Raw genomic sequence first — 14,039 nt, 5'->3', positions numbered from 1 at the left:
TTAATTTTGCTAAATGAAATTCAAAATAAAATCTGGATTCGAGCCCACCGGCGATCAACCTGAAGCAATTAACCAATTAGCCGAAGGCATAAATAGTAATGAAAAATACCAAACACTTCTTGGCGTAACCGGTTCGGGTAAAACCTTTACCGTAGCTAATGTAATTCAGGAAGTGCAGCGCCCTACGCTGGTTCTTGCTCATAATAAAACACTGGCAGCCCAATTATATTCGGAGTTCAAACAATTCTTTCCTGATAATGCGGTAGAGTATTTTGTGTCGTACTACGATTATTATCAACCGGAAGCCTATATTCCTGTAACCGGGGTTTACATTGAAAAAGACCTTTCTATTAATGAAGAAATAGAAAAAATGCGGCTCAGCACCACGTCTTCACTACTTTCAGGAAGGCGTGATGTTCTGGTGGTAGCCTCGGTATCCTGTTTGTACGGTATTGGTAATCCTATTGAATTTCAAAAGAATGTGATTACTTTAAAAAGGGATCAGGAAATCTCAAGAACCGAATTATTGCACCGACTGGTTCAAAGTTTATACTCCAGAACGGAGGCCGACTTCAACCATGGTAATTTTAGAATAAAAGGCGATACCGTTGATATTTTCCCAAGTTATGCTGATGATGCCTTCAGAATTCATTTTTTTGGTGATGAAATTGAAGCTATTGAAGCTTTCGATATCCAAACGAATGAAGTCATCGAAAAATATGATCGACTCAATATTTATCCGGCGAATATGTTTGTTACTTCACCAGAGGTTTTGCAAAATGCCATTAAAGATATTCAGGATGATCTGGTAAAACAGTATGACTATTTCAAGGAGATTGGTAAACATTTAGAAGCAAAACGTTTAAAAGAACGTACAGAATTCGATCTGGAAATGATCCGGGAGTTAGGCTATTGCTCCGGTATTGAAAATTATTCACGCTATTTGGACGGGCGTGCTCCGGGAACACGACCTTTCTGCTTGCTTGATTATTTCCCGGATGATTATTTAATGGTAGTTGATGAAAGTCATGTCACTATTTCTCAGGTTCATGCTATGTACGGTGGAGACCGTAGCAGAAAGGAAAATTTGGTAGAATATGGCTTCCGTTTACCAGCGGCCATGGATAATCGTCCTTTAAAATTTGAAGAATTTGAGGCGCTGCAGAATCAGGTTATTTATGTGAGTGCCACACCGGCTGATTATGAGCTTCAAAAAACCGGTGGCGTTTATGTGGAACAAGTGATCCGTCCTACTGGTTTACTGGATCCTGTAATTGAAGTGCGCCCGAGCCTGAATCAAATTGATGATCTTATTGAGGAAATTCAACTTCGCGTTGAAAAAGATGAACGTACATTGGTTACAACTCTAACCAAACGCATGGCCGAGGAACTCACAAAATACTTGGAGCGTATTCAGATTCGTTGTCGTTATATCCATAGTGATGTTGATACCCTTGAGCGTGTAGAGATCATGCAGGATCTGCGTAAAGGGCTTTTCGATGTGTTGGTAGGGGTAAATTTACTACGTGAAGGTCTGGACCTTCCGGAAGTATCTCTGGTAGCCATTCTTGACGCCGATAAAGAAGGGTTTTTAAGATCTGCTCGATCCTTAACACAAACCGTTGGTAGAGCAGCCAGAAACCTTAATGGTAAGGCCATTATGTATGCAGATAAAATTACGAACAGCATGCAAAAAACTATTGACGAGACGAACTACCGCCGCGATAAACAAATAGCTTACAATTCGGAGCACAATATCACTCCAAAAGCTCTAAACAAAACCTTAGATAATGCTTTAGCCAAAAATTCAGTGAGTACTTACAAATATGAACTGGAAGCTGCAAAAGCGGCCGAGCCGGAAAGTGAGTATTTAACAAAACCAGAGCTGGAAAAGAAAATTAAGCAAAAACGAAAAATGATGGAGGAAGCGGCTAAAGCTTTAGACTTTATAGTTGCTGCTCAGCTTCGGGATGAAATAAAGGGTTACCGGGAAAAACTAGAAAAGCTAAAAGTATAACTTCTAGCTTTTCGTAATATCCATAAAGGATTCAACACATTTAATTAATCTTAGCAAATATTTTAATTGTACTGTGTTTTAAACACATCTATAAGTACATCCGGTGGTACAATTTTATTAGGGAAACTTTCCATGAGATCCAAAACCTTGGTAATAGCTTCATGACTCAAACCCATGCGTAATCCAAAATTATATAATTTAACCACACCTTGTCTTTGATTTTCTTCGCTTTGGTTTTCAATATTCATTAATAAAACTAATCGATGAAACTGAACAATACGCTCACTATGAGATTTTAAATGAATATATGAAACGGGATTATCAATTAAATAATCAAAATCCTCTCGCGTGATTTCTAGTTGTTTGGCAACACCTAATAGAAAATTGTATTCCAGGCGTTTAATTTCTTTATCAAATTTCGCAAAGGCTATCATTTCCGATAATAGGCTTAGCTTTTCTACTCGATTAACCATATTGAGGGGATTAATTAATTTACAACTTAAAGTTAAGAAGAAGAACCAATTCTTAATCGTTGATATATTGTCACTTATCGAAAATACGAGCGTATTTAATCGTTTAATTTATTTATTTCATCTCCTCCACAATAAATTCGTCTAAAAAAAATGCATTTTATCATTTGGAGCTCACCGACTTTTTCTTTTTTGTTTAAATTTATTTATTTGATTTTCAATGAATTATAAAATTTTTATATAAATTGTACTACAGATTTTTTTTCAAACTAGTTCACGTATCTTTGTAAAACATAGCAAAACGTCAGATTTTTGAATTAGACGATTAAAAATCGATGAAATGCAAAACCAAAAGAAACGACAAGAATGGCATTAACAAACAATGATATTTTAAAAAAATTACGTGTAGCGCTTAAACTTCGTGACGATGATATTGTAACCATTTTAGGTCTGGTTGATTTTCGAATTTCGAAAAGTGAATTAGGCGCATTTTTCAGACGGGAAGATCATCCAAAATATGTAGAATGTGGCGATCAGATTTTAAGAAATTTTCTAAATGGATTAGTGATCCATTTACGAGGCCCGATGCCAGAAAAAGAAAAAACCAAAGCACAAAAAAAGAGCAACAATTAATTGTTGCTCTCCTCTATTTATTTCTGAATTTATTTTCCTCTTAGGCTAAAACCTTTTGTACCTTATCTGCGGCTTCTTGAAATTCTGTAGCACTAAGTACATCTAAACCTGAATTATCAATAAGCTCTTTCGCGATATCGGCATTTGTTCCTTGTAAACGTACGATAATTGGAACGTTAATGGATTTCATATTCTTATAGGCATCAATTACTCCCTGCGCAACACGATCACAACGTACAATGCCACCAAAGATATTGATCAAAATCGCTTTAACATTCGGATCTTTCAATATAATTTTAAAAGCGGCCTCAACACGCGCAGCATCCGCAGTACCTCCCACATCCAGGAAGTTTGCAGGCTCACCTCCGGCTTGTTTGATCAAGTCCATTGTAGCCATTGCTAATCCGGCACCATTAACCATACAACCAACGTTTCCGTCAAGGTCTACATAATTCAAACCAACTTCCTTGGCTTCAACTTCAATAGGGTTCTCTTCTCGTAAATCTCTTAAGTTTACGTAATCCTTGTGTCTGTATAACGCATTATCATCGATAGTTACCTTCGCATCCACAGCCATTATTTTATTATCACTGGTTTTCAAAACAGGATTGATCTCGAATAAAGAAGAATCAGATTTAACATAAGCCGTATATAGCGCAGAAACGAATTTTGTCATTTCCTTGAAGGCTGTACCGGATAATCCCAGATTGAAAGCAATCCGTCTGGCCTGGAATGGTAATAAACCTACGGTAGGATCGATTTCTTCATTAAAAATTAAATGTGGTGTTTTTTCAGCAACAGTTTCAATATCCATTCCACCTTCAGTTGAATACATGATCATGTTACGACCGGTAGCTCTGTTTAATAGGACAGACATATAAAATTCACTCGGCTCACTTTCACCGGGATAGTAAACATCTTCAGCAATTAATACCTGATGAACCTTTTTACCCTCAGCTGAAGTTTGCGGAGTAACAAGGCGCATACCAATAATTTGCCCTGCTATGTCTTCAACTTCCTTTAAATTCTTAGCCAGTTTAACACCACCGCCTTTTCCACGTCCACCGGCATGAACCTGGGCTTTAATAACGTACCACTTCGTGCCTGTTTCAGAGGTTAATTGTTTTGCTGCGGTAACAGCTTCGTTAGCATTTTGGGCTACAATTCCGCGTTGCACACGCACGCCGAAACTGCTTAATATTTCTTTACCTTGGTATTCGTGTAAATTCATAACTTGCTTAATCGTTTTAAGAGTTGCAAAGGTAAATAATACCACTTACTTACCCTAATAAATAGGAACGAAAACTTTTTCGTATATCAACCCACACTAAATTGTTATTTAATTAACAAAATGTTTAAATTGTATAATAATTGAAGTATTTATTTTTTATTGAGGTGAATAAAATATCTTTGACAAAAAATTAAAATCCATGACGCCAGGTCAATTAGTTAATATCGCCAACGAATACGGAAGTCCGTTGTATGTTTACGATGCCGATAAAATCGCATCACAATACAACCGACTTATTAAGGCCTTTAATGAGGTACCACAGTTACAAGTAAACTATGCCGTTAAAGCGCTTTCAAATATTTCAATTCTAAAATATTTACGAGGTTTAGGTGCAGGTATAGACACGGTTTCTATTCAAGAGGTTCAATTAGGATTGGAAGCAGGATATAAACCCGAACAAATTATTTTTACGCCAAACGGTGTTTCTATAAATGAAATTGAAGCGGCCGCTAAAATGGGCGTTAAAATAAATATTGACAACCTGTCTGTACTGGAACAATTTGGAACGAAACACCCCGAAATCCCTGTGTGTATTCGCATTAATCCTCATGTTATGGCAGGCGGGAATAGCAATATTTCAGTTGGTCATATCGATTCAAAATTCGGTATTTCAATTCATCAGATCCCACATATTTTACGCATTGTTGAAAATACGAAAATGACCATCAACGGTATTCATATGCATACAGGTAGTGATATTTTAGATATTGAAGTGTTTTTATATGCCAGCGAAATCCTTTTTGACACAGCGAATCATTTTAAGGATTTAGAGTTTATCGATTTTGGTTCCGGATTTAAAGTACCCTATAAGCCCGGGGATATTGAAACCAACATCGAAGAACTTGGAAATAAATTATCCAAACGTTTCAACGCCTTTTGTAAGGAATACGGCAAAGATTTAACCCTTGCTTTTGAACCCGGTAAGTTTCTGGTGAGTGAAGCAGGATATTTCTTAACCGCTGTTAATGCTGTAAAACAAACCACCTCAACGGTGTTTGCACAGGTTGATTCTGGATTTAATCACCTTATTCGCCCCATGTTTTATGGGTCTTATCATGACATTACAAATATTTCAAATCCAAATGGAAGAGAACGATTCTACACCGTAGTTGGTTATATCTGCGAAACCGACACTTTTGGGAATAATAGAAGGATCAATGAAATAACCGAAGGCGATATTCTATGTTTTAAAAATGCCGGAGCCTACTGTTTTTCAATGGCCAGTAATTATAATTCTCGCTTGCGTCCTGCAGAAGTATTATGGTACAACAACGAAGCACATCTTATTCGAAAAAGAGAAACATTCGATGATATTTTAAGGAATCAAATTGAAGTTGATTTTGAAACGAAAAAGCTTCAAACCGCAAAGAATTAAAAGTAAAACATGCTTGTAAAAAAGTCCTTATTTCCATAAGGGCTTTTTTATTTCAATTAAAAATTACAATATAATATACTGATTTTTAGTTAAAAAGATTTTTTTATTAAAAAATTTAGCTATATTTAGAGTCTCCCTATTACTTTTCTATAGCAGGAATTAAGTCGAAGTTTTATTGCTTTTTATAACCTGCCTCATAATTCCGGAACAATTATTTTAGCTCCCAAAGATTGATTTTAATTTTAAAAGTACCCGTTGGATTATAATCTAACAAACAAATATATTAACAATTAAAACCAACTAAAATTATGAGAAAGTTATTTCTTCTATTACTTGTCTTACCGCTTGTAGCTTTTGCTCAAGAAGATGAGTCTTTTCTATTAAACATTTCTGAGATTACCGTAAAACATGGCCACAATGCACAATTTATGGAAGGTGTAAAAACCTGGAAAAAATGTTATAAAGACAACAAAGGGGATGAACCCTGGAACATGTGGCGCCGCGTTCAAGGCGAAGGAACCGTTTATGCACTAACAAGCCGTATGGCAAATTGGGCCGAAATGGATGAAGATGGTGACGAAGCCAGTAAAGCTTGTCGCATGCAAGTTGTAAATTTAATTATGCCGCATGTTAAAAGTGTAAATTATAACATTGCCAGATACATGCCTAAAATTAGTTCTATGGGCTCTAATGACAATACAGTCGTTTGGGTTTGGAACGTACAAACAAGCAATTCCAGAGATTTTATGGCTGTTGTTAATGAGATAGCCGCTTCTTTACAAAAGGCGGAAGGTACGAAACGTGGCGCCTGGTATGGTCTTCAAGGCGGCGGACCTGACGCAGCAGATTATTTTGTAGCAGTACCATTCAAGAATTTTGCAGGAATGGACGTGGATCGTGACGGCGTTTGGAACGTTTATGAAAAACAAAATGGTAAAAGTAAAACGGACGCTTTGAGAAGTAAAATGAATGCGTCTATCTCGAATGAGTGGACCTACATTTATTCGCTTGATAAAGAGATGTCCTTTTAGACATTTTTAGAGTTATGTCGATATAAAACGCTTAACATTTGTTAAGCGTTTTATTTTTTATTGAACACGAAACCTGTTAAATCTGTTACTTTTTGTTGTAAGTAATCAATATTTTAAGTAATATTAATAACCATTCCCTAAGTCTTTTAAATAATAGCTAAATAAAAGACTGTTTTTTAAATGATATTTTTGAACCACCATCAGGACTCTGTGAGGAGTGCAGATTTTTGTATTCGTATTTTAATTTTCAAAGAATCTAACCTTCACCTCGTCCGAAAATATGAATGCATTTAAAAGTGCCCTTCAATTAACTAAAGGAAAAACCTTTTTTTTATCTGAAAACACTGCACTAAGGTATTTAAACTTTTCTGCGCTTTATTTCGCACAAGGCGCTCCTGAAGGGATTACCTTTTATGCTATTCCCGCCTGGCTCGCCATGAATGGAAAAACACCAACAGAAATTGCAACCTACGTAGGCGTCATTGGGATTCCATGGAGTTTAAAAATTCTTATTGCTCCCGTAATGGATCGTTTTACAATTCTATCAATGGGTAGAAAACGCCCCTGGGTTCTTTTCGGACAATTATGTTTAATTATCAGTTTTTTAGTTATTGGTTTTGTTCCTGATCCAATTAACAATCTCTCGGGCTTAATGCTCGCAGGTTTTTTCATCAGTTTTTTTGGTGCCTTTCAGGATGTAGCTACAGATGGTATGGCAGTAGAACTGGTACCTGAAGATCAACAAGCACGAGCCAATGGCCTCATGTGGGGTTCTAAAGTTATAGGAGTATCCTTAACTCTGGTGGCAGGTACAGCACTTATAAACACACTGGGATTTTCAACCGCCATACCATTCATGTCTATTGCGTTTGCTTTTTTCATTATGGTTCCTTTGTGCTTTAGGGAACGCCCAGGTGAAAAACTTTTGCCCTGGACCCAAGGAAAGGCCTCAGAATTTGGAAAGTCCATTCAACTTAAAAGTTGGAAAAAAATTCTTAAAAATCTTTTTAAGGTTTTTATTCTCCCCTCGAGTTTACTCCTGGCCGTCGCCATTGGTTTCAACGGATTATTGAACGGGTTTATGGATACCTTATTACCCATATACACCATTCAGGAACTCGACTGGACGAATACAGATTACTCACAGGTTTACTCTATTGTTACTGTAATAAGCGGTTTGTTTGGCATGTTTATAGGAGGCTTTATGGTTGATTATTTCGGAGAGAAAAAAATGTTAAGCATTTACTTAGTTCTTTATATAGCAGCTTTATTCACCATGACTTTAATGGCTTCTTTCTGGGGTTTTACAGCTGTGGTGTTTGGTTTTATTCTTGTTATAACCTTGCTCTTCGTTTTCATGAGTATCGGTTTTTTCGCATCAGCCATGAAACTCAGTTTTAAAAGGGTGGCAGCTACCCAGTTTACTCTTTACATGGCTATTAGTAATACCGGAAGAGCTTATGGAAGTGATTTGGTAGGAACCCTTAAGGAACTATTTAGTTGGGAGGAGATTTTTATGCTCATAGCGATTTCACCGGCTATCAGCTTAATCACCATATTTTTTATCAACTTCAAAAAACATAAGAAATACATTAAAATACTCGATCACTCTAAATAATTATTATTATGAAATTAAAGCTTTCCCTTTTTATAGCTGTCTCGCTTACGCTCGCAGGAATAGTGTGCTGGGAACTTTACTGGCGTAGCAAACCAGATGAGTACAAAGCAGTACTTGAAGATGATCGCTATTTATGGGCCGAGCACCGCAGAAAAGTAGAAACAGCTACCGCTGAAGATGTCGTAATTTTAGGATCGTCAAGAACCGGATTTGATTTTAATACTCATGTTTGGGAAAAAACACAAGGACGAAAACCTATTAATCTGGCAGCTGACGGTAAACCACCAAGACCATTTCTGGAGGATATCGTTTACAATACAAATTTTAAGGGAACTCTCGTGATCGGAATCACACCATTAATGTGGTTTTCTGATCCTAATGATCCCTGGGCAAGCGGCACTAAACAATGGGTAGAACATTATCATAACCAAACCTATGCGCAAAAACTGGGTTATGTATTAAGTAAACCTCTGGAGCGCAATTTAGTTTTTTTAACCTCTTCTGAACTCGAGTTTTATAACGATCTAGATCTTAAATCCCTTATTGGAAGAATTTACATTCCAGGTCGCGGTGAAGAACCTTTTATGCTTTATAATTTTAGTTATCATGATGAGGATCGTAATCTTATGATGTTTCCTCGTATGAGAACTGATCCTGAATTCGCAAAACGCGTTACGGATGCCTGGGAAAAATTTCTACCCTATTTGCCTGATTATGAATCAGTAAAAAATTATATCCCGCAAATTATAAAGGATTATGTAAAAACTATTAACGACTTCAAAGCCCGAGGTGGTAAAGTTATTTTCATCAGGCATAAATCTGAGGAACCTTGGACAAAACATGCTATGCGCCTTTTACCAAAAGAAAAGGTCTGGGATCGATTCGTTGCTGCTGTAAATAGTCCTTGTTATCACTACAAAGATTACGAATTTATGTCGAGATACACACTGCCAGATTGGTCTCACATGTACACGGATGATGCAAAATTATATACCAAAGATATAGTAGAAAAACTGATAGCTGACGGCTACTTGAAAAAATTCAATTAACAAACCAAAACCAACCTTTTATGAAATTAAAACACGCTTTAATTACTGCTATTATAGTAACACTAATAGCAACAGTTTGCTGGGAACTGTATTGGCGCAGCAACAATTACTACCCAACACTAAACGACGAAAAAGCACTTTGGGCCCTGGAGCGATCTAAGGTCGAAAAAGCCACAAACGAAGATGTCATTATTTTAGGTTCTTCAAGAGCTTATTTTGACATTCAGCAGGATGCCTTTAATAAAATAATGGGAAGATATCCTATACAACTGGCCTCAACCGGCTCTTCTCCTCTTCCTACATTTCACGATATTGTAAATAATACGTCATTTACAGGTACCATAATAGTCGGTATAGCACCGGGTTTATTTTTTTCAACTGTCTATCCCGGAGCGTCACCCTGGAGGAGAGCACAATCTAAAGTTGATTATTACCAGGATCAAACATATGCTCAAAAAATGAATTTTAGACTCTCCATTCCATTACAAAAAAATCTGGCATTCATGTCTGCCGACGAGGAAGAATGGAGTGATGATATTGATTTAAAATCGCTACTCCGACGAATAAATATAGGAAACCGTACAGAACAACCCCCGATGCCACCTTTTTACAGTTTTGGTGATGTATCGATCCCAAGAAATATGCGAATGACAGATAGAACTGTTCAGGACACTGCTTTTGCAAACACCGTTAAACGCGTTTGGTATTTTTTTGGAAGTGATGCACCTGCACCCGACAAAAAATCTACCATGGCATATTTCATGGACGATTATAAAAAATTCACAGCACGAGGAGGGCAGGTTATTTTAATGCGTTGCCCTTCTAGCGGTGGCGTAAGAATGGGAGAAAATATGGGACTTCCCAGATCAGGTTTCTGGGACGACCTGGTAAAACAGACCGGAGCTCCAAGTTACCACTTTGAAGATTACGACGAGTTAAAGGGTTTAATATGTCCCGAAGATTCTCATTTAAGTGGCACCGATGCTGATTACTATACAACAACGCTTTTAAACCTGTTAATTCAAGATGGTGTTCTTAAAAAGAATAAATCCGAATACGCTTTAAAATAAGTTAGTTAGTCTACAAACAAAACAACAATCACAAACCTAATACCATCCAATCATGTTATTCAACTCATTAAGTTTTGTACTTTTTTTAGTTATTGTACTCGCACTGTACTACGCTCCAATTTTAAGCTGGAAAGGTAAAAAGAGAATGTTATTACTTTCCAGTTATATTTTTTATGGTATGTGGAATCCTCCACTTATTATTTTACTGTGGATTTCTACCATGATCGATTGGACCGCCGGACAAAAGCTGGCAGTTCTCGATGATCCGAAAAAACGAAAATTTTGGCTTTTGGTAAGTATGTTCGTAAATCTGGGATTCTTAGCCTTCTTTAAATATGGCGATTTTTTATTAGAAAATTTTGTTCACATCATGAACCTAATAGGAATTGATTTTCAGGCAAGACCGATGGATATTATTCTACCTATGGGAATTTCTTTTTACACGTTTCAAACCATGTCATACACTATAGATATTTATAAGAAACAAATTGAACCCGCTAAAACCTTTTTGGATTTTGCACTATATGTTACGTTTTTCCCGCAATTAGTTGCAGGCCCAATTGTACGTGCAAAAGACCTGATAAGTCAATTTTATGAAGAAAAGAAAGCCACTGCCGATCAGTTTATCTGGGGAATATTTTTATTAACCATCGGACTTTTCCAAAAAGTTGTGCTGGCCGACACCTTACTTTCCGGGACCTCTGATACCGTTTTTGGAACCAATGACGTTTTAAACGGTGTGGATGCCTGGGTTGGGACTATAGCCTTTTCCGGTCAGATATTTTTCGACTTTGCAGGTTACTCAACCTGTGCCATCGGCATCGCTTTAATGTTAGGTATTATTTTACCGGATAACTTTAAATACCCATACGCTTCACTTGGATTTTCAGATTTATGGCGACGTTGGCACATTTCTCTTTCCAGTTGGTTAAAAGACTACCTGTATATTCCATTGGGGGGAAACAGACACGGATTAACAAGACTATACGTGGCCTTGATGTTAACCATGTTGCTGGGTGGCCTTTGGCATGGTGCGGCATGGACCTTCATGATCTGGGGAGGGTTACATGGAACGTATCTTATTATCGAACGTTTGCAAAGACGCTACATACCATTCAAGATCACGAAATGGAATGGTATATTTTTAGCCTTTTTAACCTTCTCATGCGTCAATATAACCTGGGTTTTTTTCCGAGCACGAAGCTTTCAAAAATCCTGGGATATGATAAAATCCATGTTCTATGTAAATACCGATGGGGCTAAAATATTAGATAATTTCACCATTTTAAAAGTGAGTGTCCTCGTAGCTATCTTATTTTTGTGCCATTGGATTATGAGAAACACTTCAATGAAAGAAGTATCTTTAAAAACTTCACCTTACGTCCTTGGCGGCGTTTGGGCCGTCATGGCATTTTTGATCATCATAGCTCAGGGAAGTGGTGAGCAATTTATCTATTTCCAATTCTAAGGATAACATATTTAAACCTTAAAATTAAAAAAGTGCGTTCTATTGAATTTATTTAAGAACGCACTTTTTTATTCTCTAACCTTTCCTGAAAATACGCTGGCTTTGGAGTTATAAGGATTACCGGATGCGCGACGTAAAAGTACGAGCTGTCCGCAATGCCAAATAGCATCTGAGATGGGGCCATTTATAATGTTCCAAAACGGAAAGCGATCATTATCAAATTTTGATAGATCTGTAGTATTTTTTAATAGTTCAGAGGACGTCTTTATATTCTCTAAAGTTTGTTTTCGCTTTTCTTCAAAACTCATGGCCTTAACATCCGGCTGGTTTTCAATATTTACGGCCAAAGTATTCAATATAAATTGCGATAATCCGTAAATGTGATCAACGGTTTCCTCTGAAGATCTCCCGGAATCGCCTGGTTTGTAGTTAAGATCCTCAGGACGTAACCCTTCTGTTGCCCAATAATAACGAAATCCAAGACCATCTAACATTCGAGATGCTACAGTACCGGCCGAATAATCACCACTTTGCTGCGGAATTTCATAATATGGTAACTTGTGTTCAGTTTGTGCCATACAAACAGATGTTATTGTAAAAACTACAGCTAAAAATACCGATTTCATTATAAATTCTAATTGGTTCCATATTTGTCAATCAAATACACCATCGAGGCCATCGTGGCAGCACCTAATTCAAGTTCACGCTTATCAACGGCGTCAAAAGTATCATTGGCAGCATGATGATAGTCAAAATAACGCTGGGAATCCGGGCTAAGCCCTGCAAGAACAGTCGTACCGTTTTTAAGTCTTCCTACATCAGCACCACTGTGACCCTGTTCAAAATAATGAATTAAATACGGTTTAAATAAGGGTTTCCAGGCTATTATTTTTTCAAATTGTTCGTCGGTACAATCAAAACTAAAACCCCGCGGCGTAAAACCTCCGGAGTCACTTTCCAAAGCAAAAATATGTTTCTCGTTATTCTGTTTTGCTAATTCGGCATATTTAGTACCTCCGCGCAAACCATTTTCTTCATTCATAAATAAAACAACACGAATGCTGTGTTTTGGTTTTATACCTGATATTTTTAGAAGTCGCAGTACATCCATAGATTGCATGCATCCTGCGCCATCATCATGAGAACCATCCGCCAGATCCCATGAATCCAAATGGCCTCCAACAACTATATATTCATTAGGAAATTCGCTTCCCGTAATTTGCCCAACAACATTATAGGATTGTACATCGTCAAGTTGTCTGCAGTTTTGCTTAAAGTAAAATTTAAGATCTTTATCTAAGGACAACATAGTACTTAACAGTTCGGCATCATTCGTACTAATGGCCGCCGCCGGAATTTTTTGGTTATCAGGTAAATCACCATAGCTCATATTCCCTGTATGGGGAAAATCATCCAAACGCAAATTCAAAGAACGTACAATGACCCCAACGGCTCCATACTTCGAGGCTTCTCTTGCGCCTTTTGTTCTTTGATCATTGGCATCGCTGTAGGCGTTGAATGTTTCAATAAATTTCGGATTCATAGGACGATTGAAAAAAACGATCTTTCCCGCTATGCTATCTTTCCCAATTCTGGCGAGATCATCAAAGGTTTTTACTTCTACAACCGGCGCTTTTATACCCAAAGAAGGCGTTGCCACAGAGCTTCCAAGAGCACAGATATTCACTGTAGTGGATTTCCCTGATGAGGATTCAATATACGCGTATTCCTTACCGCCACGCACCCATTTAGGAACCATTACGGGTTGAAGCCAAACTTTATCAAACCCAAGTTTTTCCATTTCTTCCTTGGTCCATTCTACGGCTTGTTGCGCATTAACAGAACCTGACAACCGACCTCCAATCTGATTCGACAAATAATTGAGCCAATCGTAACTTTTACCCTGAGTGAGCGAGTTGTTATATATGGATTTGATCACATCCTGATCGGTTTGTGCTTGAACTACATTCAGAGCTGAAAAGCCGAAACATAGCATGATTACTATTAATTTTTTCAT

General features: G+C 37.3%; 12 protein-coding genes. 8 read left to right on the top strand and 4 right to left on the bottom strand.

Features of this window, described 5'->3' with window-relative positions; all coding sequences use genetic code 11:
- Nucleotides 1-13: 13 nt before the first annotated feature.
- Entirely contained in the window at nt 14-2,017 is a 2,004-nt protein-coding gene (gene uvrB / locus ABD682_RS08440; RefSeq protein WP_344740727.1) for an excinuclease ABC subunit UvrB, read from the top strand.
- A gap of 62 nt (nt 2,018-2,079) precedes the next feature.
- Here uvrB and ABD682_RS08435 read toward each other — a convergent pair whose 3' ends face one another.
- The gene (locus ABD682_RS08435) at nt 2,080-2,490 is read right to left on the bottom strand and encodes a TerB family tellurite resistance protein (RefSeq protein ID WP_344740726.1); all 411 of its coding nucleotides are present in this window, start codon (nt 2,488-2,490) and stop codon (nt 2,080-2,082) included.
- Between the two features lie 363 nt (nt 2,491-2,853).
- On the opposite strand from ABD682_RS08435, the gene ABD682_RS08430 reads away from it, so the two are divergent.
- Nucleotides 2,854-3,120, top strand: a complete 267-nt coding sequence (locus ABD682_RS08430) for a DUF1456 family protein (RefSeq protein ID WP_344740725.1) — start codon at nt 2,854-2,856, stop codon at nt 3,118-3,120.
- Between the two features lie 40 nt (nt 3,121-3,160).
- Here the strand turns inward: ABD682_RS08430 and sucC are convergent, their stop codons facing one another.
- Entirely contained in the window at nt 3,161-4,351 is a 1,191-nt protein-coding gene (gene sucC / locus ABD682_RS08425; protein WP_344740724.1) for an ADP-forming succinate--CoA ligase subunit beta, read from the bottom strand.
- A 199-nt stretch (nt 4,352-4,550) separates the two neighbouring features.
- Here sucC and lysA point away from each other — a divergent pair, with 199 nt between their 5' ends.
- The 6 genes from lysA (at nt 4,551) to ABD682_RS08395 (ending at nt 12,022) form a co-directional block, all read left to right on the top strand.
- Nucleotides 4,551-5,786: a diaminopimelate decarboxylase gene (gene lysA, locus ABD682_RS08420; RefSeq protein ID WP_344740723.1), complete on the top strand. Its 1,236-nt coding sequence runs from the start codon at nt 4,551-4,553 to the stop codon at nt 5,784-5,786.
- 308 nt (nt 5,787-6,094) lie between these two features.
- Nucleotides 6,095-6,817 (top strand): hypothetical protein, encoded by a 723-nt coding sequence (locus ABD682_RS08415; protein WP_344740722.1) that lies wholly within the window; start codon nt 6,095-6,097, stop codon nt 6,815-6,817.
- A gap of 280 nt (nt 6,818-7,097) precedes the next feature.
- Complete coding sequence (locus tag ABD682_RS08410) at nt 7,098-8,435, top strand: MFS transporter (RefSeq protein WP_344740720.1); 1,338 nt, start codon at nt 7,098-7,100, stop codon at nt 8,433-8,435.
- A gap of 8 nt (nt 8,436-8,443) precedes the next feature.
- Nucleotides 8,444-9,484: a hypothetical protein gene (locus tag ABD682_RS08405; protein ID WP_344740719.1), complete on the top strand. Its 1,041-nt coding sequence runs from the start codon at nt 8,444-8,446 to the stop codon at nt 9,482-9,484.
- 20 nt (nt 9,485-9,504) lie between these two features.
- Nucleotides 9,505-10,554 (top strand): hypothetical protein, encoded by a 1,050-nt coding sequence (locus ABD682_RS08400; protein ID WP_344740717.1) that lies wholly within the window; start codon nt 9,505-9,507, stop codon nt 10,552-10,554.
- Between the two features lie 145 nt (nt 10,555-10,699).
- A complete protein-coding gene (locus ABD682_RS08395; protein ID WP_344740715.1) occupies nt 10,700-12,022 on the top strand; it encodes an MBOAT family O-acyltransferase in 1,323 nt (440 codons plus the stop codon).
- 68 nt (nt 12,023-12,090) lie between these two features.
- Here ABD682_RS08395 and ABD682_RS08390 read toward each other — a convergent pair whose 3' ends face one another.
- The gene (locus ABD682_RS08390) at nt 12,091-12,600 is read right to left on the bottom strand and encodes a hypothetical protein (RefSeq protein ID WP_344740714.1); all 510 of its coding nucleotides are present in this window, start codon (nt 12,598-12,600) and stop codon (nt 12,091-12,093) included.
- Between the two features lie 56 nt (nt 12,601-12,656).
- Nucleotides 12,657-14,039, bottom strand: a complete 1,383-nt coding sequence (locus tag ABD682_RS08385; protein ID WP_344740713.1) for a M28 family peptidase — start codon at nt 14,037-14,039, stop codon at nt 12,657-12,659.

The organism is Gaetbulibacter aestuarii, assembly GCF_039537665.1.
In the GTDB taxonomy this organism is placed as follows: Bacteria; Bacteroidota; Bacteroidia; order Flavobacteriales; family Flavobacteriaceae; genus Gaetbulibacter_A; species Gaetbulibacter_A aestuarii.
This window is presented reverse-complemented; position numbering and strand designations above follow the sequence as displayed.

Bases quoted from the DNA above. Each gene is read 5' to 3' on its own strand.
- sucC (WP_344740724.1), bottom strand. From the start codon at position 4,351: ATGAATTTACACGAATACCAAGGTAAAGAAATATTAAGCAGTTTCGGC.
- ABD682_RS08395 (WP_344740715.1), top strand. From the start codon at position 10,700: ATGTTATTACTTTCCAGTTATATTTTTTATGGTATGTGGAATCCTCCA.
- ABD682_RS08410 (WP_344740720.1), top strand. From the start codon at position 7,098: ATGAATGCATTTAAAAGTGCCCTTCAATTAACTAAAGGAAAAACCTTT.
- ABD682_RS08435 (WP_344740726.1), bottom strand. From the start codon at position 2,490: ATGGTTAATCGAGTAGAAAAGCTAAGCCTATTATCGGAAATGATAGCC.
- lysA (WP_344740723.1), top strand. From the start codon at position 4,551: ATGACGCCAGGTCAATTAGTTAATATCGCCAACGAATACGGAAGTCCG.
- uvrB (WP_344740727.1), top strand. From the start codon at position 14: ATGAAATTCAAAATAAAATCTGGATTCGAGCCCACCGGCGATCAACCT.
- ABD682_RS08400 (WP_344740717.1), top strand. From the start codon at position 9,505: ATGAAATTAAAACACGCTTTAATTACTGCTATTATAGTAACACTAATA.
- ABD682_RS08390 (WP_344740714.1), bottom strand. From the start codon at position 12,600: ATGGCACAAACTGAACACAAGTTACCATATTATGAAATTCCGCAGCAA.
- ABD682_RS08405 (WP_344740719.1), top strand. From the start codon at position 8,444: ATGAAATTAAAGCTTTCCCTTTTTATAGCTGTCTCGCTTACGCTCGCA.
- ABD682_RS08415 (WP_344740722.1), top strand. From the start codon at position 6,095: ATGAGAAAGTTATTTCTTCTATTACTTGTCTTACCGCTTGTAGCTTTT.
- ABD682_RS08430 (WP_344740725.1), top strand. From the start codon at position 2,854: ATGGCATTAACAAACAATGATATTTTAAAAAAATTACGTGTAGCGCTT.
- ABD682_RS08385 (WP_344740713.1), bottom strand. From the start codon at position 14,039: ATGAAAAAATTAATAGTAATCATGCTATGTTTCGGCTTTTCAGCTCTG.